The 22278-nt window shown below is 32.6% G+C and carries 19 protein-coding genes and 1 pseudogene; 7 read left to right on the top strand and 13 right to left on the bottom strand.

Annotated elements, in window-relative coordinates; translation table 11 throughout:
* Positions 1 to 60 precede the first annotated feature (60 nt).
* The gene (locus tag ACTJJF_RS20570; protein ID WP_440700856.1) at positions 61 to 765 is read left to right on the top strand and encodes a hypothetical protein; all 705 of its coding nucleotides are present in this window, start codon (positions 61 to 63) and stop codon (positions 763 to 765) included.
* 452 nt (positions 766 to 1217) lie between these two features.
* Here the strand turns inward: ACTJJF_RS20570 and ACTJJF_RS20565 are convergent, their stop codons facing one another.
* From ACTJJF_RS20565 to ACTJJF_RS20505, 13 genes are all read right to left on the bottom strand, one after another.
* Complete coding sequence (locus tag ACTJJF_RS20565) at positions 1218 to 1850, bottom strand: hypothetical protein (RefSeq protein ID WP_260125903.1); 633 nt, start codon at positions 1848 to 1850, stop codon at positions 1218 to 1220.
* Complete coding sequence (locus tag ACTJJF_RS20560; RefSeq protein WP_260125904.1) at positions 1850 to 2236, bottom strand: hypothetical protein; 387 nt, start codon at positions 2234 to 2236, stop codon at positions 1850 to 1852. The genes ACTJJF_RS20565 and ACTJJF_RS20560 overlap by 1 nt, the downstream gene beginning before the upstream one ends.
* Positions 2237 to 2339: 103 nt before the next feature.
* On the bottom strand, positions 2340 to 2975 hold the full coding sequence (locus tag ACTJJF_RS20555) for a hypothetical protein (protein ID WP_440700855.1): 636 nt from the start codon (positions 2973 to 2975) through the stop codon (positions 2340 to 2342).
* Positions 2975 to 3361, bottom strand: coding sequence for a hypothetical protein (locus tag ACTJJF_RS20550; protein ID WP_440700854.1), 387 nt, complete (start codon positions 3359 to 3361; stop codon positions 2975 to 2977). Before ACTJJF_RS20550 ends, ACTJJF_RS20555 begins: the two co-directional genes overlap by 1 nt.
* Before the next feature lie 161 nt (positions 3362 to 3522).
* On the bottom strand, positions 3523 to 4152 hold the full coding sequence (locus ACTJJF_RS20545) for a hypothetical protein (RefSeq protein ID WP_440700853.1): 630 nt from the start codon (positions 4150 to 4152) through the stop codon (positions 3523 to 3525).
* A 10-nt stretch (positions 4153 to 4162) separates the two neighbouring features.
* Positions 4163 to 5095, bottom strand: coding sequence for a hypothetical protein (locus ACTJJF_RS20540; protein WP_440700852.1), 933 nt, complete (start codon positions 5093 to 5095; stop codon positions 4163 to 4165).
* A gap of 6 nt (positions 5096 to 5101) precedes the next feature.
* On the bottom strand, positions 5102 to 6151 hold the full coding sequence (locus tag ACTJJF_RS20535; RefSeq protein ID WP_440700851.1) for a hypothetical protein: 1050 nt from the start codon (positions 6149 to 6151) through the stop codon (positions 5102 to 5104).
* Positions 6152 to 6153: 2 nt separating this feature from the next.
* Complete coding sequence (locus tag ACTJJF_RS20530) at positions 6154 to 8103, bottom strand: type VI secretion system Vgr family protein (RefSeq protein ID WP_440700850.1); 1950 nt, start codon at positions 8101 to 8103, stop codon at positions 6154 to 6156.
* A 52-nt stretch (positions 8104 to 8155) separates the two neighbouring features.
* Positions 8156 to 8461, bottom strand: coding sequence for a hypothetical protein (locus ACTJJF_RS20525; RefSeq protein ID WP_440700849.1), 306 nt, complete (start codon positions 8459 to 8461; stop codon positions 8156 to 8158).
* A 218-nt stretch (positions 8462 to 8679) separates the two neighbouring features.
* Positions 8680 to 9444 carry an HNH endonuclease gene (locus ACTJJF_RS20520; RefSeq protein WP_059154149.1) on the bottom strand — a complete coding sequence of 255 codons (765 nt, stop codon included), beginning with the start codon at positions 9442 to 9444 and terminating at the stop codon, positions 8680 to 8682.
* Between the two features lie 3 nt (positions 9445 to 9447).
* Positions 9448 to 10524 (bottom strand): SMEK domain-containing protein, encoded by a 1077-nt coding sequence (locus tag ACTJJF_RS20515; protein WP_440700848.1) that lies wholly within the window; start codon positions 10522 to 10524, stop codon positions 9448 to 9450.
* A gap of 31 nt (positions 10525 to 10555) precedes the next feature.
* Entirely contained in the window at positions 10556 to 11563 is a 1008-nt protein-coding gene (locus ACTJJF_RS20510; protein ID WP_241313606.1) for a hypothetical protein, read from the bottom strand.
* Positions 11564 to 11825: 262 nt separating this feature from the next.
* Entirely contained in the window at positions 11826 to 12134 is a 309-nt protein-coding gene (locus ACTJJF_RS20505) for a helix-turn-helix domain-containing protein (protein WP_241313607.1), read from the bottom strand.
* Between the two features lie 657 nt (positions 12135 to 12791).
* On the opposite strand from ACTJJF_RS20505, the gene ACTJJF_RS20500 reads away from it, so the two are divergent.
* The 6 genes and pseudogenes from ACTJJF_RS20500 to ACTJJF_RS20475 form a co-directional block, all read left to right on the top strand.
* Positions 12792 to 14084 (top strand): TlpA family protein disulfide reductase, encoded by a 1293-nt coding sequence (locus ACTJJF_RS20500; protein ID WP_440700847.1) that lies wholly within the window; start codon positions 12792 to 12794, stop codon positions 14082 to 14084.
* 68 nt (positions 14085 to 14152) lie between these two features.
* Positions 14153 to 15037: a TonB-dependent receptor plug domain-containing protein gene (locus ACTJJF_RS20495; protein WP_440700846.1), complete on the top strand. Its 885-nt coding sequence runs from the start codon at positions 14153 to 14155 to the stop codon at positions 15035 to 15037.
* A complete protein-coding gene (locus tag ACTJJF_RS20490; RefSeq protein ID WP_440700845.1) occupies positions 15034 to 17334 on the top strand; it encodes a TonB-dependent receptor domain-containing protein in 2301 nt (766 codons plus the stop codon). The genes ACTJJF_RS20495 and ACTJJF_RS20490 overlap by 4 nt, the downstream gene beginning before the upstream one ends.
* A gap of 31 nt (positions 17335 to 17365) precedes the next feature.
* Positions 17366 to 18721, top strand: coding sequence for a RagB/SusD family nutrient uptake outer membrane protein (locus tag ACTJJF_RS20485; RefSeq protein ID WP_440700844.1), 1356 nt, complete (start codon positions 17366 to 17368; stop codon positions 18719 to 18721).
* Positions 18722 to 20594: 1873 nt separating this feature from the next.
* Complete coding sequence (locus ACTJJF_RS20480) at positions 20595 to 20945, top strand: hypothetical protein (protein ID WP_440700843.1); 351 nt, start codon at positions 20595 to 20597, stop codon at positions 20943 to 20945.
* 522 nt (positions 20946 to 21467) lie between these two features.
* A pseudogene (locus ACTJJF_RS20475) lies at positions 21468 to 22278 on the top strand (hypothetical protein); the annotation flags it as partial.

Raw genomic sequence — 22278 nt, 5'->3', positions numbered from 1 at the left:
GCATCTGTCATAGAAAACACTGAAACATTAAAATAAAATATGATGAAAAAAGCAAATCCTATGAAATTTTCACTTATCATGCTGATGATTGTTACTGTATGTTCCTGTAAAAAAGAACAGAAGGCAGATACTTCTGATAAGAAAAACAGAAATATCATAAGGAAAGATACCGTAAGTACTAAACCTGTTACAACTATAAAAAAGGAAGAAACAACAGTGTATACAGAAATCCGGGATGTAAAAAAAATAAGGAACTATGGAGAAGGGCCTGTGCAAAGTCTTGATGTACGGTTTAAAGATCATGAGTTCAGGATCAGATATATTCAGGAAAGAGCTTATATACAGTATGCTGTTAATGGGGGGATTATTCAGGACTGGCAGTTTTGTAATACCAACTTTTATTATGACAGTTCCTATGAAATTGCAGAAGAGGGAAGTTATCTGCTTTATAATGAAATGATTTCTTCGGGGATATTATTATTTCCAAGCTTTACAGAAGAGTATGCTGCATTCTTTGTATATGAGTTTGATAACGGAAAGCTTCAGTACATAAAGGATGTTATACTCGAACAGGGGCTTTCTGCTGATGTTTGGTCAAACACTTATACTTTCAGAGCAGTAAGAAAAAAAGATACGATACAGATTAGTCTTATTGACAAAAAAGGAAAAGAATATATGTTTCAGGACAGAGAAGAATATCCTGAAGAAGAGGAATATAAAAAAGCGAACCTTTCAGCTGATTTAAAACTGCTGAACGAGAAATAATGAATATAAAACTTCTTTAGCGGGAAAGTCTTATTCTTTGCTCCCTTAAAAATATAATATAAAGAATAAAAAACTGACGTTAGAAAAATATGTCATAAGTCTAAAAAGAAAAGTCTACATGTTAAAAACAAAAAAACCTCTGACTAATCAGAGGCTTTCAAGTGGTTTCTCCAGGAATATCTTTAATTATGCTTAATAGCCATTGTTAGGGCTTTTAAGGAATTTTATTTTTTTAGGTAACCGATTATTCCACCTTCAGAAAAAAGATAAATTTTCTCAAATCGTATTAAGTAAATATACATATTTATATATCATTGAGCAAATTTAAATATGGAAGTAAAAATTCATATCACTACACTGGTTAAAAATAGATACTTCTGAAGTCATTTAAATAACAGGTTTTGAGATTACCTTTTAATATTTTCAAAATACCTTTAGAACGCTAATAAAGTTTAATCTTCTATCTTACTGGCTAAAAAAGGTCTAAAACTCTGTGATGAAAGATCTTTTATGGTATCTTTTATATTATAAGTTAGGTAGATATTTTCCCAATCTTCATCAGATATAATTGTACAATAGATTGGTTTATCATTTTTGTTTTTGAGTATATAAATAGATATTTTATTTGGTTTATTTTTCACAAATTCATAGTCAATATTTTTTTGTTTAAAATATGCTTCTATTTTTTTGTTAGTATCAAATTTCTTTAATTCTTCTTTCTTGTAAAATTTCAAATAATATCTAAAAACAGGGATGTCTTTTGAATATATATATGAAGTATATGTTCCTCCCATTTCTTTCTTTATATACTTATAGAAATACTGTAAGTCATAAGATTTATAATTTACAATAAGTCCTTTGCCTCTATTTATATTAGATTTACTAGGGGGTATAGGTGAATACAATGAATCTGTTGGAGAAAAAGGGTCTAAGATAGAATAATTATAATATTGTTTTTTTATTACTTGTTTATTAGGATATAAATTGACAAAATCTTCATCTAAAATTTTTCTATTGTTGCTACATGAGCTTAATCCTAAAAGAAATAATAAGATAGCTATAAAATTGATCTTGTATTTAAACATTAGTTTATTTTTAAGATGGTTTGTAATTTTTTAAATTGCTCTAAGGCATTCATTTTTCTCCCAACATCTACTGAATCATACGCCGGATCTTTTTGAGGAAATAAACAATCATATTTACCTTTGTCATCTGTAAAAGGAGTATTTCGATATGAATGAGTGAAGACATCAGAGATAACTACAGGACCTCTATACTCATATAATTTTTCAGATAAACTAAAGGTTGAATCTATATCACATAAATAAGAGACTATTCCAACTGCTGTTTGTAAACTTTTTACAAAAGCTCCTGCTTCTATGGTAAAAGGGATTGCTGCTAATCCAATAATAGTTTTTATTTTTTCAAAAGTTTCTTGCTCCTCATTCGCAACTGCATTTACAAAATGCATATCACAATATCGGTTAAAAATAGATGCTTCTGAATTTTTTTGAATAATAGGTCTTGAAAACCTATTAAGATTTTAAGAATGTCCTGTTGAACGCCAATAAAGTTTAATCCTCTATCTCACTACCAAAAAAAGGAGTTATGCTTTGATACGAAAGCTGTTTTATAGTATCTTTAACATTATAAGTAAGAAATACTTTTTCCCAATCTGAATCAGAAATAATGGTACAATATATAGAATTTGTGTCATTTTTCTTATTTAATAAATAAATTGACACATTATTCGGTTTCTTCTTCACAAACTTGTAATCTATATTATTCTTTGTAAAATACTCTTCTATTTTTTTATTTGTATCAAATTGTTTTGATTCTCCTCTTTCATACATCTTTAAATAGTATCTATAAACAGGAATATCATTTGAATATATATATGAAATATATTCTTTACCTATATTTTCTTTTATATACTTATAAAAATAACTCAATTCGTAAAATTTTAATGGCTTTATTAAAGCTTTTGCCTTTTTAGGATCAGATGCTCTAGGAGCTATAGGTGTATATAATGAATCATTTGGGTAAAATGGATCAAAAACAGAATACTTATAATATTGTTTGCTAATAATTTGTTTATTAGGATATAGATTGATAAGATCTTCGTCTAAAACTTTTTTATTCTTATTACAGGAACTTAATCCTATAAAAAGTAATGAAATAATGATAAAATTAATATTGTATTTAAACATTAGCTTATTTTTAAAATGGATTGTAAATTCTTAAACTGTTCTAAAGCATCTTTTTTATTACCAACAGCTCCTGAATCATACGCCGGGTCTTTTTTAGGAAATAACCAATCATATTTACCTTTGTCATTTGTAAAGGGAGTATTTCGATATGAATAAGTGAAGACATCAGAGATAACTACCGGGCCTCTATATTCATAAAGTTTTTCAGATAAACTAAAAGTTGAATCTATATCACATAAATAAGAGACTATTCCAACTGCTGTCTGTAAACTTTTTACAAAAACTCCTGCCTCTATGGTGAAGGGTATTGCTGCTAATCCAATAATAGTCTTTATTTTTTCAAAAGTTTCCTGTTCTTCATTGGCAACTGCATATACAAAATTCATATCGCAACATCGATTAAAAATAGAAGCCTCCCTAAGTAACTTAAAATAGACAGACTTTGAATTTAACTTTAAATCCTTCAACCCTAATAAATCCTTTTACAAAACTTTCCTAAATGGAGGCAAAAGGGAAAGTCTTTATTTATTTCATTTTAAAGAATAAATCAATACTCAAGTTTTTTTCCAATATATGGACTAAGTGAGTTTCTGATAAGAGACTGAACAGTGTCTTTAGCGTTATAAGTAAGATATATTTCAAGTTTATCTTTCTTTGCACTAATCAAGCAATAAGCAGGGGATTCGTAGCCATTTCTTTTTAATAAATAAGCTTGATTCCCCTCTTTATTTTGTTTCAAAAAAGTAAAGTCAATTTTATTTTTTTGAAAATAACTTTCTATTTTCTCTTTTGTATTAAATTCTTCATTATCATTATTTTTAAACATCTTTAAATAAAATCTAAAAATAGGTTTGTTATTTTCAAGTAAATAGGATGTATATATTCCATTCATATTATTCATGATATACTTGTTTAAAATATCATAACTGTATGGCAGTTTAGCTTCAATTAATACTTTTGCATACTTTTTATCTTCTTTACTTGGCTCTATTGGTGAAAATATGGAATATCGATCATCATAAGGAAATCGATCTCTGTAATGATAATATTCTTTTTCTAAGGTTATACTCTGTGGGTAAAGATTTATATAATCTTCTTTAATTAATTTGTTATTTGATTTACAAGCAAATAAAGATAAGATCCCTATTAAAAATATTATGTAATTATTCTTTTTCATTTTCTAATTCTTAAATATTAAAGACATTTTTGAGATTTTTGAACTTTTCTAACGCATCCGACTTGCTTGTAATCGATTGTGTTTCGTATGCTGGATTTATTTTAGGCATTCCCCATAATCGTTTTCCTTGATCATCAAAATAATAAGAATTCATCCATACTTTTAAGTATACATCTGATATAACAACAGGGCCTCTATATTCATATAATTTTTCAGACAAACTAAAAGTTGAATCTATATCACATAAATAAGAAACTATTCCAACTGCCGTTTGTAAACTTTTTACAAAAGCTCCTGCTTCTATGGTAAAAGGGATTGCTGCTAATCCAATAATAGTTTTTATTTTTTCAAAAGTTTCCTGCTCCTCATTCGCAACTGCATATACAAAATTCATATCACAACATCGGTTAAAAATAGATGCCTCTCTAAGTAGCTTGAAATAAACAGACTTTGAATTTATCTTTACATCTTCAAACCCATCAATTCTAATAACTCCTTTTACAAAAATTTCCTCGTGAAGATCCATTCCTTGAGATTTGAAACTACGAGTTATATTATATTCATCCTTTATCTTCTTTTCTATACGAGCATCACTTGGCATATTCACTGGGCTTTCCATTTTACCATAATATTTTACTGTTCTGTAAAATCCCTCAACTATAAACCCTCCTCTATCTAAATATATTGTGAAAATTTTAATAATTCTATCAAATGGAGGAAGATCAAATGAATCCCCTTTATAATTCCCCCTACTATCTTCCACCCATGTAATAGCCGTAAGATTGGCATTCAATTGATCTTTATATCTTTCACCAATATTCATTTCTATGAGCTTATTTTTGGTATAACCTATAGCAAAAGAATTCGTTGACCTATCTTCATAAGAACGTAAATCATCTTCTAAAACTCCTGTAAAATCCTGTGGTAAATAAACTTTCTCCATCACTTATTATTTTTTAGAGGGATTATCATTCTGTTTCTGTAGGAACTTAGCTAGTTTTTGGGTATCGTGAGTTATTTCGTTCAGTAATACAGTACTGTAAGTTTTATCTTTATCTTTCATTTTTGTAATACAAATAGTATCTCCCATTTGGGCTGGCCCTCTCAGGGTTTCTACTTTCCCATACTTATTAGCAGCCTCATTAAGAGATAATGTATAATTAAATATTCCAAATACTTTTTTAAACAATGATACTCCACTAAACTTTTCTATTGCCTTATCCAATAAAGGGCATGAGATGGTTATGTTTGTGTAATCCTTCATCTTTTCAATATACGCTTTTGGCTTCTTGGTAAGCATAAACACATAAGAAATATCCAAAGCTCTGCATACTTTACTGGCTTCTACCAGATAAGCCGCCATTTTGTTGTAAAAGTCTTCGTTTCCCATTCCTCCTTCATAATCCATTTCATAGGTAGTTCCATTTTTAAGGCTAATCTTTTTATCCAGAAAAATTTCATCATGCAAAGCTTTTCCTTTATTGGCAAGTGGAAAATTCGTGGTTGTTATATTCTTATAATTTCTGGTATTCATTCCAAATTTATCCTGTTCATCTACCATCACAGAATTGTCACATAGATAAGAAAACAAATCCAAAGTACCATATACAACCTCACCTCGATTATTCATATAAATACTGAAATTATACATCCAATTATGCAGATAAAACTGATTTTTCATTTCCTCATCTTTGGCTTCAACCTTCATCAACATGGTAATACAAGTAAGACAGGTTTTGACATTTCTATCCATATTAATTTCCTTCAATGGGAAATTTTTATTAATAGTTGAACCAATATATGTATAATAGGTCTTAAATTCTTTAAAATTTTTCCAAGGTTCGTATGGCTTAGGGGCATCAAAAACAATACCTCCCTCATTCCCTTGTTCCTCATACTTTCCTCCGGCAGAGGAAATAATATTTCCATCAGAAAACATATAATGATCACCTCCGGTTATCTTAGTATATTTTCCCTTTACAATTCTTATTCTGCTCATGTTTAATGGGAGTTAGATTTTTCACCACCGTTGTTATATAATGTCTTTTGGGAATACTTTTTTATATTTCCTTCTGATTGTACCTCCATATCCTGACTACTGTATTCCTTCCTCTCTTTTTTAGATTCAGATACAGTGTCTCCATCAATTATTTCCATAAGCTTCCCTGTAATAAAATGGCTTGAATTTCCTGCAATTGTACTCATATAATTTACTCCTACTGCTTGTGTGTAATTCAACGTTGCTGATGCCATGATATTGGTTCCTGCTATGACATTTATGTTTTGTCCGGCATTGATGCTTATATTCTGCCCGGCATTAAATGTCATATTCTGGGGAGCGGTGACTGTAATATTCCCTTTACCATCCATAAAGTAAATATTTCCACTTGGATCTTCGATATGTATACTGCCTTCAGCATCATTAAAGATAACCTTATTACCACTTCTGGTCTGTATGGATTTAATATGATTATCTATATTTCCACCAATTCCTGTTCCACCATGAAACATTCCACCCATTACAAAAGGTCTGTCCGGATGGCCATGTTGAAAGTTAACCATTACCTGATCCCCAACCTCAGGTATGGCAACGTAACCTCGGTTTTGAGTGATTTGGTCAGTTCCACCTGCATCAGGACTCATTACCCTAATAAAATTCGTGGTATCATTCAATTGCCAGTCAAATTTCACCTGAACTCTTCCCTGTCCTTCAGCATCTGTATTGGAGATTACTGTTGCTATTTGAGGTAAAGCAGTCGGAATAGTGAAATCAGCTTTTGGTAAGAATCCTGTGTCTGCTGCAATAGCTACAAAACTACCAGTATAATGTCCAAGTGTATCTATCTCATGGTTTACTTCAGTTATCATTACTTTGGTAAAATAAGAAGTTTCATTACTATCAGCTTTTCTCATTTTAACATCGGCTACACATCCGGGATACAGGAAAGGAACCGTAGTTTTCCCTGAAACTGTAAACACCTCTACAGCCTGGCTTCCTGCTGTACTGGTCTGGGAATTGGTGACATCCATATCAGTTCTCGCTTTAATAGGAGCAACTTGAAGGGATTGTGTTTTAAAGATACCATTGTTATTTTTATAGGCAGTCTGTGCCAAATCACCCTTGTGACTAATCGGAGTTTGTCCCGATGTTAGTTTTGTGTTGTCACTGCTGTTATAGCCGTAAAAACTAGGATTGATATGTACGGCTTTTAATTCTACATTAATATCGGAAACATTACTCCCATAAATAAGTTCCAGAACTTTATTCTGAGGTGGCAGGTTCCCAAAATGCAGCACTTCACCATCATAATAAAACTGTTCACCATAAGCCTCCGCCATTCTACATAAGTAATTGTAATGGGTTTCTTCATACTGAGCACTATAGATAATTTGTGAAGAAGCTTTAGCATCAACACGATAGTCATATTTACCTTTATCTATACCTTGCTTAAGAATTTCAGTGGCAATAATACCCATATTAACAGGCTGTCCACCTCCAAAGCTTTGAGTATGAGGAGCAGCATCTAAAAGTATTGTTGGGCTAAAACCTTTCAGTACAATGTTTCCAAGACTATGATTATCCTGACTGAATCCTACCTTCGTGATGACTCCAACAAATACTCTTTCGGGACTGTTGTCCACATCTTTATACATGATTCTGACGGTTAGTCTGCCACCAAGAAATTTATTGACATCTTCTAATGTATGATCCTGTCTGTTTTCAAGACTATCATGTGCCAGAATGAGCTCAAATTCATGATGGTTTCTGGTACTCTGTTTTAGCTTAAAATCTTTAAAGTGTGGAATGATTTTACCATTCACAATGCATTGTAGTTTTACAACACGATTAATACCTGCAATACTATTCTCTTTAATAGCATTGGCATTATCCGGAGCTTTATATCCGTCAGGTTTGAAGAAAATATCTTCAGGAGTATTTTTCTTTTTCATATTTTGTTTTTGTTTTAGTGTTTTTTTGGTAAGTATCTTTAATTAATAGTAATCAGATAAAATTATTGTTGATTGATACTGGCTGATCTCTATAAGAAAATAGCTTTTCTGGATGTTCAATAATTAGCCAGTTTCTTAGACGCTCTGCCATGTATAGTGTCCATACTCTTTCAAAATCATGACTAAAGTCTTCATCAGATTCGCCACTGATAAGGCTAATATTTTGAGGTTGAACCCGATTATATAAGGTCATTTGGCGTGGAATATCTGCCACTACGATCCAGCGGTAGTTCCTTATTTTGTCTTGGACAGACCCAATAATGAAATCATTGGTAATCTGATGGATTTTATAAATCATTTGTGTGATCTTGGTGTTTATATCCAAAAATAGTGATTTTTTTGAAAATAAGCATAAGATGTTTGGAAATTAGTAGATTATGAAAATCCTAAATAGGTATATTTTCTAAATGATAATCAGAATATTTTTCAAATTCCTTCTATACTGTAATTGAGGAGAATATATTTCACGATACTATAGCTAGAACTTATAAAATTCCCAACTCTCTTATCGGAATATCACTTTTTATTAAATAAATGATACCTAAAATCTAAATCTTCCATTTTATGAATTTGAACTAAAGATGATAGATTCATACTGTTTTTATTTCTTAGCACGACTTCATTTTCATATTTATTAATATGGTATTCCTGCATGAAAACGTTTGTATGAAGTATGTAGGTATATCCTCCGTAATAAAATTCATATAACCTATAGTTTTTTTGAAGTTCATTATGTGGTTCCAGAAAATTGAGCCGAGGGTTATCAAACTGTTCTTGGTCGATAAATATTATAGCATTTTGGGGCTTTAAATAGTATAAAGGAATATCATTCAGGTTATATCTAGAAAATTCTCTAATAAAATTGAATTCTTCAGAGTGGGAATCTCCACAAATTCTTTCCCGTTCCTCTAAAAATATTTTATATATGCCGCGTTTGAAACTTCTGGCAAAATTTTCTTGAAATTTTGCCAGAAGCTTGTATTTCATTTTAAGAGTAATTTTACGCTGGTCAAGATTTATTTTAAAATATTCCGAACTGAATCTTTTGTAAGATGATATGTTCTTTTTATCTGAAATTAAAAATCTAGATAAATTAAAAATCTCCTTAATTGCTAGATCCACAGAGGGCTGAAAACTTTGTTTATTTCCGAAAGCAAAGTTACATTTGTCACAAACATTTATACAAATATTTTTTCCTCCCAATGATTGAGGGAAAGTATGAGCAATAGTTTTGAAACTTGTGTGGTTATTATCACGGTTACACCAAATGCATTTTTTCATATATTATAAATCAAGATTTTGTTTAGCTGTTTCAAAATAATATGTAGCTCTGCAATCCCTATCATTTATATAATATCCTGGTATAAAAGGTATTTGTTCAAAGTAGGCATTACCATCTTTAAACTCAACAAATATCGTTGGATACTCTCCATCCATTTCGATATCAACTATATTTTCGAATGGGATTCTTTCAAGAACATCGACTTTTCCGAATTTTAAAGACTTATCAAAATTTCCCTTCTCACGGTCATTTAAATAATTCCATTCTAATTTATCATTAATAACAATCTCAACACTGTACATTATTCGTACTTCTAAATAGAACTCTTTGACATCAAATGCAAATACTTTATACCAATCTGCACGTTCTCCAGTAACAGGATCATCAAAATCTGGATAACATTTGTCTTCAATAGATCTTATAATAAATTCATCGCAGAAAAATTTATATGGAGGATTATAGTAAGAGATTAATGGTTCGTCTGTTGGATTATATGTGCCAATGAAGGACTTTATTATTTTCTTTCTAATAGATTGATTTTTCTTAAACAGTTGTTTCTTTGAATTATTCTTTGTCTGAAGTTTTATTTTATCATTTTTTAGAATATTTCTGATTTTTTCAAGTTTACTGGTAGGCATGAGCGAAAACCTGGAGACAATTTTGGAAAAGTCAAAAATATGTTCCTCCGGATTAAATACAAATCCATCTTTTATTTTTAAATTAGGGTATGATTTCTGTTTTTTACCCAGAATAAAAATTATTAAAGTGTCATAATTTTCTTCAAGATTCGACTCAAAAAATTTATTTAATGTTTCTTGAATTTTCACTTTTCTAGAAGTGGCTGTAACCTGCACAGCTATTCTATTTGTTTCATCCTGTAAGTCAATTGCTGTTTGATTTTTTCTGTTACTATTTGAATTGCTTAATTTTAAATCCAAAATAATATTTAGAATTTCTTGAATATGGTATTCAGAAACAACATTAATATCTTGTAGATTGACTTCAGATAATAGTTCAATCCTATTTCTAAGGATACTAAATTCCTCAATAATTTCTTTTATAAATAGTTCTCTTTTCAATTTGGTCTGATTAATTATTTTGAGAGTGAATTTAGTTAGGCTTAATCGATTTGGTGTTTGTGTTCATCCTTTCCAAAAATTTCTGCATTCTTTCTTCTTTGTTTTTTTTGATTTTTGCAAGTTCTTTTATTGTAATTTTGTCAGGGTTAACAAATCGCTTAATATATTTTACTAATTCTTCTAACCCATTATTTTCTTTTGAATAATGTAAAACTACAATACACTGTGGAGAATAGTTTTTTGAAATAACACTCCAAACAAAATCTAAATCCTCATTGAAGGTATTAAGCTTTTGCTCTAAAATATTTTTGCCTACTTCCTCTTCAAAACTTTTAAATTTGGTATAGTTAAATCTTTCTAAATTTACTCCCGTGGAGTTTTTTATGATTAACTTATTTGTTTTTGTAGCAATTTCTGTAATATCATTACAACCTCTTATTTCCTCAATTGATACATTCTCATTTAATCTATAAAGTTCAGATGTAGTTATTATTATGGGAATAGGGAAAAAAATAGTGCCATTAAAACTCTTGGAAAGGATTTCATCTGTTTGATGATGCATCCCTGAAATAATCTTTTCCGCCATTGCATAGGAAAGCTGTGCCATTGCCTGATCGATAGTTTTAGGATTTTGCCCCTCCGTTGTTATTTCAATACCTTTAGAACATAAATCTGCAAATTTGAAAGGATATTCAGAGTTTGGATAGCGTCCATTTTTATTAAAATGGTCATTAAAATGAAGAAAGCTTGTGAAATTTGTTTCATCAACTCCTTCATAATCTTCAGGGAGAAATAACCATTTTGTTGAATTGTGCCGATATTTACATTCTATCATTAGCTCAAAGAAAAAAGGCGGGTATGCATACGTTGCATCTATGTCGTATGAAAATTCTGTAATTTGATTTTCTTGATTTTCTCTAAGATAAGTGTATTCAAAATTTGTAATAAAGCCATTGTTTTCCAAATATTCTTTAATTTCATATTCTAATGGAAGTCCACTTTTTAACAAAAAATCTTTCCACTTACTATCTTTGCTCATAGGTATTATTTGTTTTAAAATCATTAGCTAAATTGCAATATACAAACATTTATATATTAGCGTATTAAAGTAATAAATCCCAACTCTCGTCAGGATTTATTGGTTAACAAAAAAGTTGATATTATCTAAACAGAGTATATGTTCTATTACTGAATATCATCTTTTAAGATTTATTATTGCTGTTACTTTTATAATTCTAAAATTAAGAAATATATTAAAAGTGTATTTACGGGAAACCGTAAAAAAAACTCTAATTTACTTGCTAGGATTTTTTCTTATTTTGATTTTTAAATTTTGCTTCTAACTCCAATGTTTCAAGTTTAAAAGTTTCAATTTGATTTTCATCTACTTTGGTAACCAAGTAGCTTATATCTATTTCAAGAAAATTACATATACCAATAATTACCTCAATCGTTGGGTTAGTTTTACCTCTTTCAATTATACCAATATAATCCTTAGTGAGGTCAACTTCATTTCCTACTTGAAATTGCGATAATCCCTTCCTAAGCCTATATAGCTTGATGATAATTCCAATTTGAATTTTCAGTTCTTCAACATTCCATTTATACATTTAGTAAAATTTAGGAATTAAATTGCTTTTCATGAAGAAGTATATTTCGTTTTGAATATTTTTTATTATATTTGCATTATAAGTTACAATAAAGGTAACTTTGCGATACTTCAACGAATAATAAATAGAAGCTATTGCTTAGAATCTCAACTTGAAAACTGGTAATTTTTAAATCCCTGAGATGATAAGTAATGAGGCTCACGACCATGGCGTGGGTTTCTCTCTTATCTTGGGATAGGTATACCAGTGCCTCAAGTTAGATATTGTAGAGTTTCCCATGCCGTTTTTATTTCTATGCTGTCCGATCTACTCTACAATTCTCTAAGACGCTCCTACCGTAAAAGTATCACTGTGGACAGTTACAGTGGGTGTACAACCATTGCGGGAGCAATCCTTATTTATGAAATCTTTCTCGTCTTATCAACCAGATTTTTTGCATTTAGCGGGAGAATATAGTTATGAGATATATTTTCCTGCTTTTTCAAAATACAATTTCAACTGCCTATGATATACCAATAACTTCGTATTCATCATTGGAACACTACCAATGGCATCTTTAAGCGTGAAAAAACAAACTCTTCCAGCACCTCGTGAAGTAGCATTTACATAAAGTGAGGAAGAGTAATCAGAAATAGTTTATTTAAACTCATCAAAAGTATGAAAAATTTCTTTTGCAGGGGGCGTGTGTCCCTTATTTTAGCCGTAACAGTAGCTGCCTTGGCATATTCACAAAAAAAAACTCTGAAAATAGGTGATACCGTGCCAAATTCTGTTTGGACAGCCCCAATGGAGGTTGTCAACCATCCACAGAAAACTATAAAATTATCCGAGGATAAAGATAAATTGATTTTACTTGACTTCTGGAATACATGGTGCAGTGCGTGCCTTACAGGTTTTCCTAAAATGGAAGAACTTCAAAAGAAGTTTAGTGGCAAGATAAAAATACTGGCTGTGAGCAATCAGGATAGAGCCACTCTGGAAAAATTCTTTGCCTCTAAAAATGGACAAAGGTATAAGGAGATCCTTTCCGTAGCAGGAGATAAAATTCTGCATTCTCAATTTCCTCATAAAGGAGTCCCTTATATTATATGGATTAAGGACGGAAAACTACTTAATACCACCGATGGCGCTCAGGTCAATGAAAATACCATAAATGAAGTATTAAAAGGAGAAAGCTCCAGTCTTCAGACCGTTGTATACATGAGTAGGGAAAGACCTTTAATGTTATCAGAAAGTTTCGATCAGGAGAAAGGGACCAGCCTTACAAATTATTCACTTCTTTCAAAAGGAAGGATAAGAAGTATAGGTTTCGGTTCAGGCTTCCATAGAAAAGGAAATATTGTATATGGCCGCCAATTTACCAATCTCTCCCTACTAGAGATCTTTACCGCTATTACCGATGAAATCTTTCAACAACGAAAAGAATCTTTCAGTAATAAAAGAATAGTTATAGAAGTGAAGAATGGGGCTGCACTGGATTATATAAAGAATTCAGAAGGACGTGTGGAGGATAACAATCTGTATAATTACGAATATATCGTTCCGGTATCACTATCTGATTCACTCTATCCTATGATGCTTAGAAATCTTAGCCAATTTGCCGATTATTCCGCCAGTATAGAAAAAAGAAAGGTAAAATGTCTGATTCTTAGAAGAACCTCGCAAAAAGATAAGATTGCTACCAAAGGAGGAGAAATGAAATATAGATTTTCAACCTCTGAATCGGACTTACAAAATATTTCCATGTATGCTTTTGTCAATAGTATTAATGGAATTCCTGAAATAAAACTACCTATTATAGACGAAACAGGATATACCGGAAATGTGGATTTAAAGTTATTGGGTATTTCAGATCCTGTCTCCTTGAATAAGGAACTTTCAAAATATGATCTTGAGATCATTGAGGCAGACAAGGATATAGATGTACTTGTCATTAAGGACAAGTCATAAAGAGAATACCCACTATTCTTTAGCCCTCAATAATAAAACTCTAATAATATACTATGAAAAAAATACTCATGCCATTGATACTATGCAGTAGTATATCACTTATGGCTCAACATACTATTTCCGGACAGGTGCTTGATGAGTTGAGTCATTCGCCATTAAGGAATGTTACCATAGCTCTAAAAAATAGCAATACCGCAGTAATCACAGATAGTAATGGCTTTTTTAAATTTCAGACAAAAGAAAATAAAATTGAAGTTATAGCCTCAGTTCTGGGATATGAATCCAAAACCATAGAATTAAACCTTCTTCAAAGTATCCCTGTAAAAATTACGCTAACGGCTAAGTTTACGGACATAGAAGCTGTTAATATAGCCACCGGATATCAGAAAATTTCAAAGGAAAGAGCCACGGGATCTTATTCTCATGCAGATAACAAACTCTTAAACCAACAGGTTGGAACCAATGTTTTGGATCGTCTCTCCAATATGATAAGCGGCGTAACAATAGACAGAGGAACCTCAGGGACTCCACAACTGATGATTCGGGGTATCAGTACAATCAATGGTCCTAAATCACCTTTGATTGTCGTGGATAATTTTCCCTATGAGGGCGACATTAGTAATATCAACCCTAATATGGTCGAAAGTATTACGGTACTAAAAGATGCTTCTGCGGCAAGTATTTGGGGAGCTAGAGCTGCCAATGGTGTTATTGTCATTACAACAAAGAGCGGGAAATTCAGTCAGCCACTGTCACTAGAGTTCACCGCTAATACAAGCTTAAGCCCAAAACCTGATTTCAATTACCTAAAGACCATCTCATCATCAGATTTTATAGATGTTGAAACGGAACTCTTTAAGAGAGGTTACTATGAAAGTGATATTAACTCTTCATTACATCCTGCTTTATCTCCGGTGGTAGACCTACTGAATAAGCAGAAAAGGGGCTTATGAGTGAGGATGAAGTTAACCGTCAGATTGGAGCTTTAAGGAACATTGATGCCAAAGATCAGTACAGGCGATATATGTATCTGCCCTCTGAAAAAAGACAGTACTTTTTAAACATTGCAGGTGGAGCACCAAAATTTTCGTGGACATCCGGAATTGGTTATGATGATAACAAAGGAAATCTTGGAGAGAAATATACCAGAACCAACCTTCGCTTTCAGAATACATGGCGACCCATAAAGCAATTAACTGTAAATACCGGAATATATTATACCGATACCCGTACAGAAAGTGGGCGCACGAGCTATGGTGGGATTACAATGGCAAGAAACTCAGCAGTTCCTTATATGCAGTTGGCAGACAGTGAAGGTAATCCTAGTATAGTGACAAAGGGCTATGATCAGAATTATAAAGATAGTTTTGAATCAGGAAAGCTTTTGGACTGGAACTATTATCCACTTTTAGACTGGCAGAATGACCGCACAAAGACTAATGGAACGGAAGTGATGATTAACGCTTCTGTTAATTATAAAATTCTAAGAGGATTTGAAGCTGAATTCAAATACCAATACCAGAGACAGAATGATATTACAGAAAGCCTTCATAATTCGCAAAGCTACTTTGCCAGAAATTATGTGAACAGTTTTGCCCAAGTGGATACCAACGGAAATACGAACTTCATTGTTCCTAAGGGAGGAATCTTAGACAAGTCAGGAGCATTAACCATTATCAATAATGTAAGAGGACAATTAAACTATACAGGTAAATGGTATAAACACGGCGTCACAGCAATTGCAGGAGCAGAGAGTCGTGATGCGGTAAGAAGCTATGAATATAACCGTTACTATGGGTATAATGAAAACAGTATGGCTTCCGGGAATGTTGATTATACCCGGCAGTATACACTTCTTCCAACGGGTAATATGGAATTTATCCAGAGAGGGCAATCTATTGGAAAGAGAACAACTCGTTTTGTTTCTCTGTTTGCAAATGCTGCCTATACATTTGATAACAAGTATACTATTTCGGGAAGCTTTCGCAGGGATGCCAGTAATCTGTTTGGGTTAAATACCAATGACCAATGGAATCCCTTTTGGTCAGTGGGAACATTATGGGAAATTTCCAAAGAAAATTTTTACCATGTAGAATGGCTTCCATATGTAAAATTGAGAGCCTCTTATGGGTTTAATGGAAATATAGATCCAGCAATGGTCGCTGTAAGTACCATCGCTTTTGATACGGACAAATCCCGTTATACCGGAACATCAGTGGCTCGTTTTGACAATTATTTTAATCCAAGGCTTCGTTGGGAAACTTCCAGAATGATTAATGCAGGAATAGATTTCTCTTCTCGAAACAGCAGAATAAGTGGCTCGGTTGAGTATTTTACCAAAAAAGGAACCAACCTTTTTGGTCCCAGACAAATGGATTACACAACGGGTATAGATTATATGCTTTCCAATGTGGCGGAGACAAGCGGACATGGAGTTGATGTTGAACTAAAGACTATAAACATTGACAGGGCAGTAAAATGGAATACTATTCTAAACTTCAGCACTTACAGGGATAAAGTCACAAAATATTATCTGGCAGATCCTCTGGCAAGTCAATTCATAGGGAATGGCTCTTCTGTACCTGTATCAGGAATAGAGGGATTACCTGTCTATTCTATATTTGCGTATAAATGGGCAGGATTAGATCCTAAAACCGGAGACCCGCAGGGGTATCTTAACGGACAGGTCAGTAAGGATTATTCCCAAATGGTGGGTGTAGGTACTTCAGTTCAGGATTTAAAGTTCTACGGCTCAGCAGTTCCTACAGTCTACGGCTCATTTGTGAACTCCTTTAGCTACAAAAACTTGAGTATGGATATAGGTATTTCTTACAAGTTTGGATACTGGTTTAGAAGAAACTCAATAAACTATACCAACTTATTTACCAGTTGGGCTGGGCATAGTGATTATGCCTTGAGGTGGCAAAAAGAGGGGGATGAAGCCTTTACCAATGTACCATCCAATAATTATCAGAGTGATGCGAACAGGGATGCATTCTATAGCGGATCAAGCATACTTGTTGAGAAAGGAGATCATATACGATTACAATATATCAACCTCACTTATACTTTTGATAAGGCTCTTTTTGGATCTCCACTTTTTGAAAACCTGAGTGTATTTGTGAACCTAAGCAATCTGGGCATTTTATGGAGGGCTAATAAAAGCGGAATAGACCCGGATTATAACCTTGGGATTAATGGATTGAGACCTCCGGGTGTTTATACAATAGGGCTTCGTGCCAAATTCTAACCTGATTATTTCAATACTATATTATTATGTTATGAAAGAAACATTGAAAAAAATATTTGGATTTTTATTTGTATTAGTAGTGTTAACGAGCTGTAGCAGGTTTTTAGATGAAAAATCTGACTCGCAGTTGGCTACTCCCCAAACCCTTGAAGATAATCAGGCATTATTGGATAGAATAACAGATGTACTGGGAGATTTTGCTTCCAGTGGAATGACCTCCTCAGATGAATTTTATTTATCAGATAGTGATTATAATGCCTTGGAATATAATGAAGATAAAAGATTGTATACGTGGCAGCCTGATTATGTTTCTACCAATCAAGGGGTAGGAAATGACTGGTATTCTTGTTATAAGGCTATTTATGTAAGTAATGCGGTACTTGACAATCTGGAAACCTATCATATTTCAGGAGCTGAAAATGTAAAAGGTCAGGCATTAGCACTGCGTGCCATACGCTATCTGGATGCTGCGCAGATATGGTGCATGGCTTATAATGAGGCAACAGCAGAACAGGATTTAGGGCTACCACTCCGATTAGATTCTGATATGAACCAGACTTCGGTAAGGTCTTCGGTTAAACAAACTTATGATCAGATTTTAAGGGATTTAACTCAGGCTGTGGAATTACTGCCTGTAAAGCAGGTAGCTGCCAGCAGACCCTCAAAGATTACGGCACTTGGATATTTAGCCAGAACCTATTTATTTGTAGGAGACTATGAAAAAGCTTTACAATATGTATCGCAGGCATTAGAGTTGCAAAATACATTAATGGATTTTAATAAGCTGAAATCATCAGATACTTATCCTATTAAGGATATGAACGCTGAAGTTTTATTAAGAACTACGATGCGTATTTCAGGACCTGTACGCTTTGCAGTAGCTAAGATTCCCTTAAATTTATTTCAATTATATCATGAAAATGATCTTAGAAAACTTATTTACTTTAGAGTAAACCCTAATGGGGATATTATATTTAAAGGAAACTATACAGGAGGTTCTTCGGGAAAAATGACCAGTGTTGCAGTGGATGAGCTATATTTGATAGCAGCAGAATCTTATGCTCAGACTGGTGATGTTACCAAATCTATGAAAATGCTTAATGATCTTCTAATCACCAGATGGAAAGCCGAAACATTTATTCCTTTTATGGCTAATTCTAAAGAAGAGGCATTACAGCTTATTAGGAAAGAAAGACAAAAGGAGTTATTGTTTAGAGGAATTCGCTGGGCAGATTTGAAAAGATACAACCGTGATGGAGCGAATATAACCTTAACAAGAACTATTGAAAATAAACAATATTCTTTGCCTCCTAATGATCCTCGTTATGCTATAGCTATTCCAGAGGAAATTATTAAATTGTCGGGGATGCCTCAGAATCGTAGATGAAATAATAAATTGTGATTATATATAATAGATTTACTTAAAAAAATTAAAGGTTGGCAATTTTGCCAACCTTTGTTATAAATTAAGGTTTACGATTCATACTAATCGAAAGTACCTGAGCATTTGTCTTACCGGAAAGTACGGTGTTTGGGGATATAACCAAAAAGTAAGGTTTAGTACTACTGCTATTGCTGTATACCTGTATCTTCTGAAATAATCTATACATTTATTTTCAGGGAGCGGTTTTTTTTAGCAAAATACAGGAACTTATTATACGATTATATAGAGAAACGAAAATGACAGAAATACTGCCAAACGGCTACCTGTTATTCTTTAATTTCGGAATTGCACTCATCCGTATTTCGGATTTGTACTCATGTGGAATTCGGAATTGCACTCGCTGAAGTTAAAAAATTGTTAAAATTGGGATTTTTATGATGTCGATTTCGGAATTGCACTCATTTAGGTATTCTAAAATCGTTGAAAATTGTAGATAAGGTAAAAATAACAGAAGAAAATAAAACCAGATTCGGAATTGTACTCATCTGGTAAAAGCTGTTTTTTCGGAATTGCACTCATTTGTGTTTCGGATTTGTACTCATGGGGAATTCGGAATTGTACTCATTCCGAATTGAAGATGGATGCTTTGTCATAAGGGGATGTGGCTAATCACTAAAAGTATATTAAAAGTAATTAAAAAGTCTTTTTTTATTTAAAAGGAAAAGAGACGGGAAAATTTGCTTTGAAAAAAGAAAAAATGAACTGTAAAGAAATAAAAAAGAATATTGGAATTAAAAGGGTTTTGGAATCCTTCAATCTGTTTCCGACAAAGGAGAACTTTCTTTTATTAATCTGTCCATTAATATAGTTTAATTCTTTTCATGATTCACTTTAATAATTACAACATGCGTGAAAATTACCCACCAATTTCTCTAACCTGAGTAATTTTCACCCATCCTGCTGTGGAACGTGAGTGAAAAAGTAGCAGGCTATGACCAAGGGTGTGTAAAATAGATATAGGTTAGCAAAGATCCTGAGTAATTCTTATCACTCAGGTCTTACTCTAATAATTCATCGTCTTTTTATGTGATAGTCTGTCTAGTCCTAAAATAGGTTTACACATTTCGTAACTAAAAAACTGTAAACTTTTTTCAGGACTAAACTGTCTCATAGTTTTTAAAATAATTACAGCCTGCGTAAAAATCACCCACCTATTTCTCTAACCTGAGTAATTTTTACCCACCTTGTTGTAGAACGTGAGTGAAAAAGTGGCAGGCTATGACCAAGGGTGAGTAAAATAGATACAGGTTAATGAAAAACCTGCGTAATAATTACGCAGGTCTTCCCTCCATAATTTGCCGTTTTTTTTTCTTTCAATAGCAAGAAATCTTGAATTGAATCGTAATCAACTAATATATAGCGTGTTAGTTGTTTGTTTTTTACTTTTTCAGAGCTCTAAAAATTAGGCGTTTTTTTCTCGGCAAGATGTGTCTTTGTACGTACAAACTTTTCAAGTTTTTCCTACAAAGACTCTCTTGCCTTTTTTGCAAAAAGGGGGAAAAACTTCGGAACTCAGTTTTTTTATTTTGGGAAAATCAGGTATAATATTCCAGATTAACCCAGTATATTCTTTTTTAATCTTTGGATATTCCAGATAAGTCCAGATCATTCTTATTTAGCCCAAGCCCCTTGTATACTATTGCTTTTAATGTTTTTACACCCCAATTTTGCAAAAAAAATAATCAGAAAATATAACACTGATTTATTTTTTCTATCCCTCATCAAGGCCGCAATATCAAACCTTACTTAGAAGCGCTGAGCTATTTTAATTAGATAGATCTGTACTAAAGTTATTTATAACTGAAAATGAATAAACATGGAAAAGGAGGAAAGGATTTACATAAGAATTCAAAAATCCAGAAAAGAAAACTGGAAAAAGCTTTGTTCCAAAAAGGGAATCTTTCTGAGTAGTCTAATCATTGATTCAGTAGAAAATAGAATTTTTAATGATGAAAGAAGAATGGTAATGGCTTTCATTGAAAAGCAAGGCAACGTTTTTTTCAAGATTGAAACCAATATCAACCAAGTTGCAAGAATCGTAAATGGGCAAAAGTTTATTTCTGAAAAGTTATTGGAAGATTTTTCAAATACACTTTCTGAAATTGAAAAATTGAAGAAAGAACAGAATATGATTTTTTCCAGAATCTATTCTATGCTTGGAAAATGATTCTGAAGATAATGTAACCTATGGGATCATACTCTCGCCAGATTCGACATCAGATTAAGAATTTCTCAATGTATAATAATACAAATATCAATATTGAACATGAATAAAAAACTAACCTTATTTTGTTGTTTACTGGCAATAGTACTACCAGTAATGGGCTTTGCCCAAACAGACAGTGATTACAGTAATTTACTTCAGTTTTTAAAAGGTGATAGCCACCTCCTACCACAAATGCCTGAAGAATCTCCACTCTTCGGGCTATATTGATTATCAGCCGTCATATAATCCGTTTGTAGGAAGTCAGGTGGTGATGTTGGATTTTGCTGAGGAATTGAAGCCTGTTTCTAAAGCTTGATGTGTTTTTGTCATAATGAGTTTTTATATTAATCTTATAAACCGAAGAAACTTCTTTATCCTCAAACTTAAACTGATGGAACCGACTGTTTTCGGGAAGCAATATGATATCATAATCGCTTTTTTCATTCTGATAAATCATATTACGAGAAGTTCGCAGACGGAACCGTGAAATGTGTTGATGAGGAGATACCTTTTGAGATACCGGAGAGTTGGGAGTGGTGTAGATGGAGAAATCTTTTCCAAATTAATCCCAAAAACACAATAGAAGAAGATGTTGAAGTTTCTTTTGTACCTATGGCCCATATAAAGGATGGATATGCAAATGAAGCTAAATTTGACAGGCGACAATGGAGAGACATAAGATTAGGATTTACACATTTTCAAAACAATGATCTGGGTATAGCTAAAATTACACCTTGTTTTGAAAATAGAAAATCTGTAGTATTTAAAAACTTGTATAATAATTATGGTGCAGGAACTACAGAATTACACGTATTTCGCCCCATTATTTTTCCTATTATTGCAGAATATGCCTTGTACGTATCAAAGACGGAAAATTTTATTTCAAATGGGATAGCAAATTTTTCTGGAGCCGTAGGACAGCAACGTGTCGGAAAAAATATTATCGGAGATTATCTTATTGCACTTCCACCCCTAGAAGAAATATCTAAAATTCTCTCAAGTATATCAAAATTATTTTTGATTGTTGATGGCATTGGGAATGATGAGAGTCAATTATCTTCTTATATACAAAAAACAAAATCAAAAATCCTAGACCTCGCCATCCGAGGCAAACTTGTTCCTCAGGATCCAAACGATGAGCCGGCATCCGTACTGCTTGAACGCATAAAATCGGAGCATCCCGAAAGCAAAAAGAAGACTAAAAAGACTGGGGATAACTCACATTATCAGAACTTGCCTCAAGGATGGGCGGAATGTACCTTAGAATGTGTTGGTTCTTGGTCTTCTGGTGCAA

Origin of the sequence: Chryseobacterium sp. 22458 (assembly GCF_052044975.1) — a bacterium.
Classification (GTDB): domain Bacteria; phylum Bacteroidota; class Bacteroidia; order Flavobacteriales; family Weeksellaceae; genus Chryseobacterium.
The sequence above is the reverse complement of the archived record's forward strand: the minus strand, read 5'-3'. Positions and strand labels throughout refer to the sequence as shown.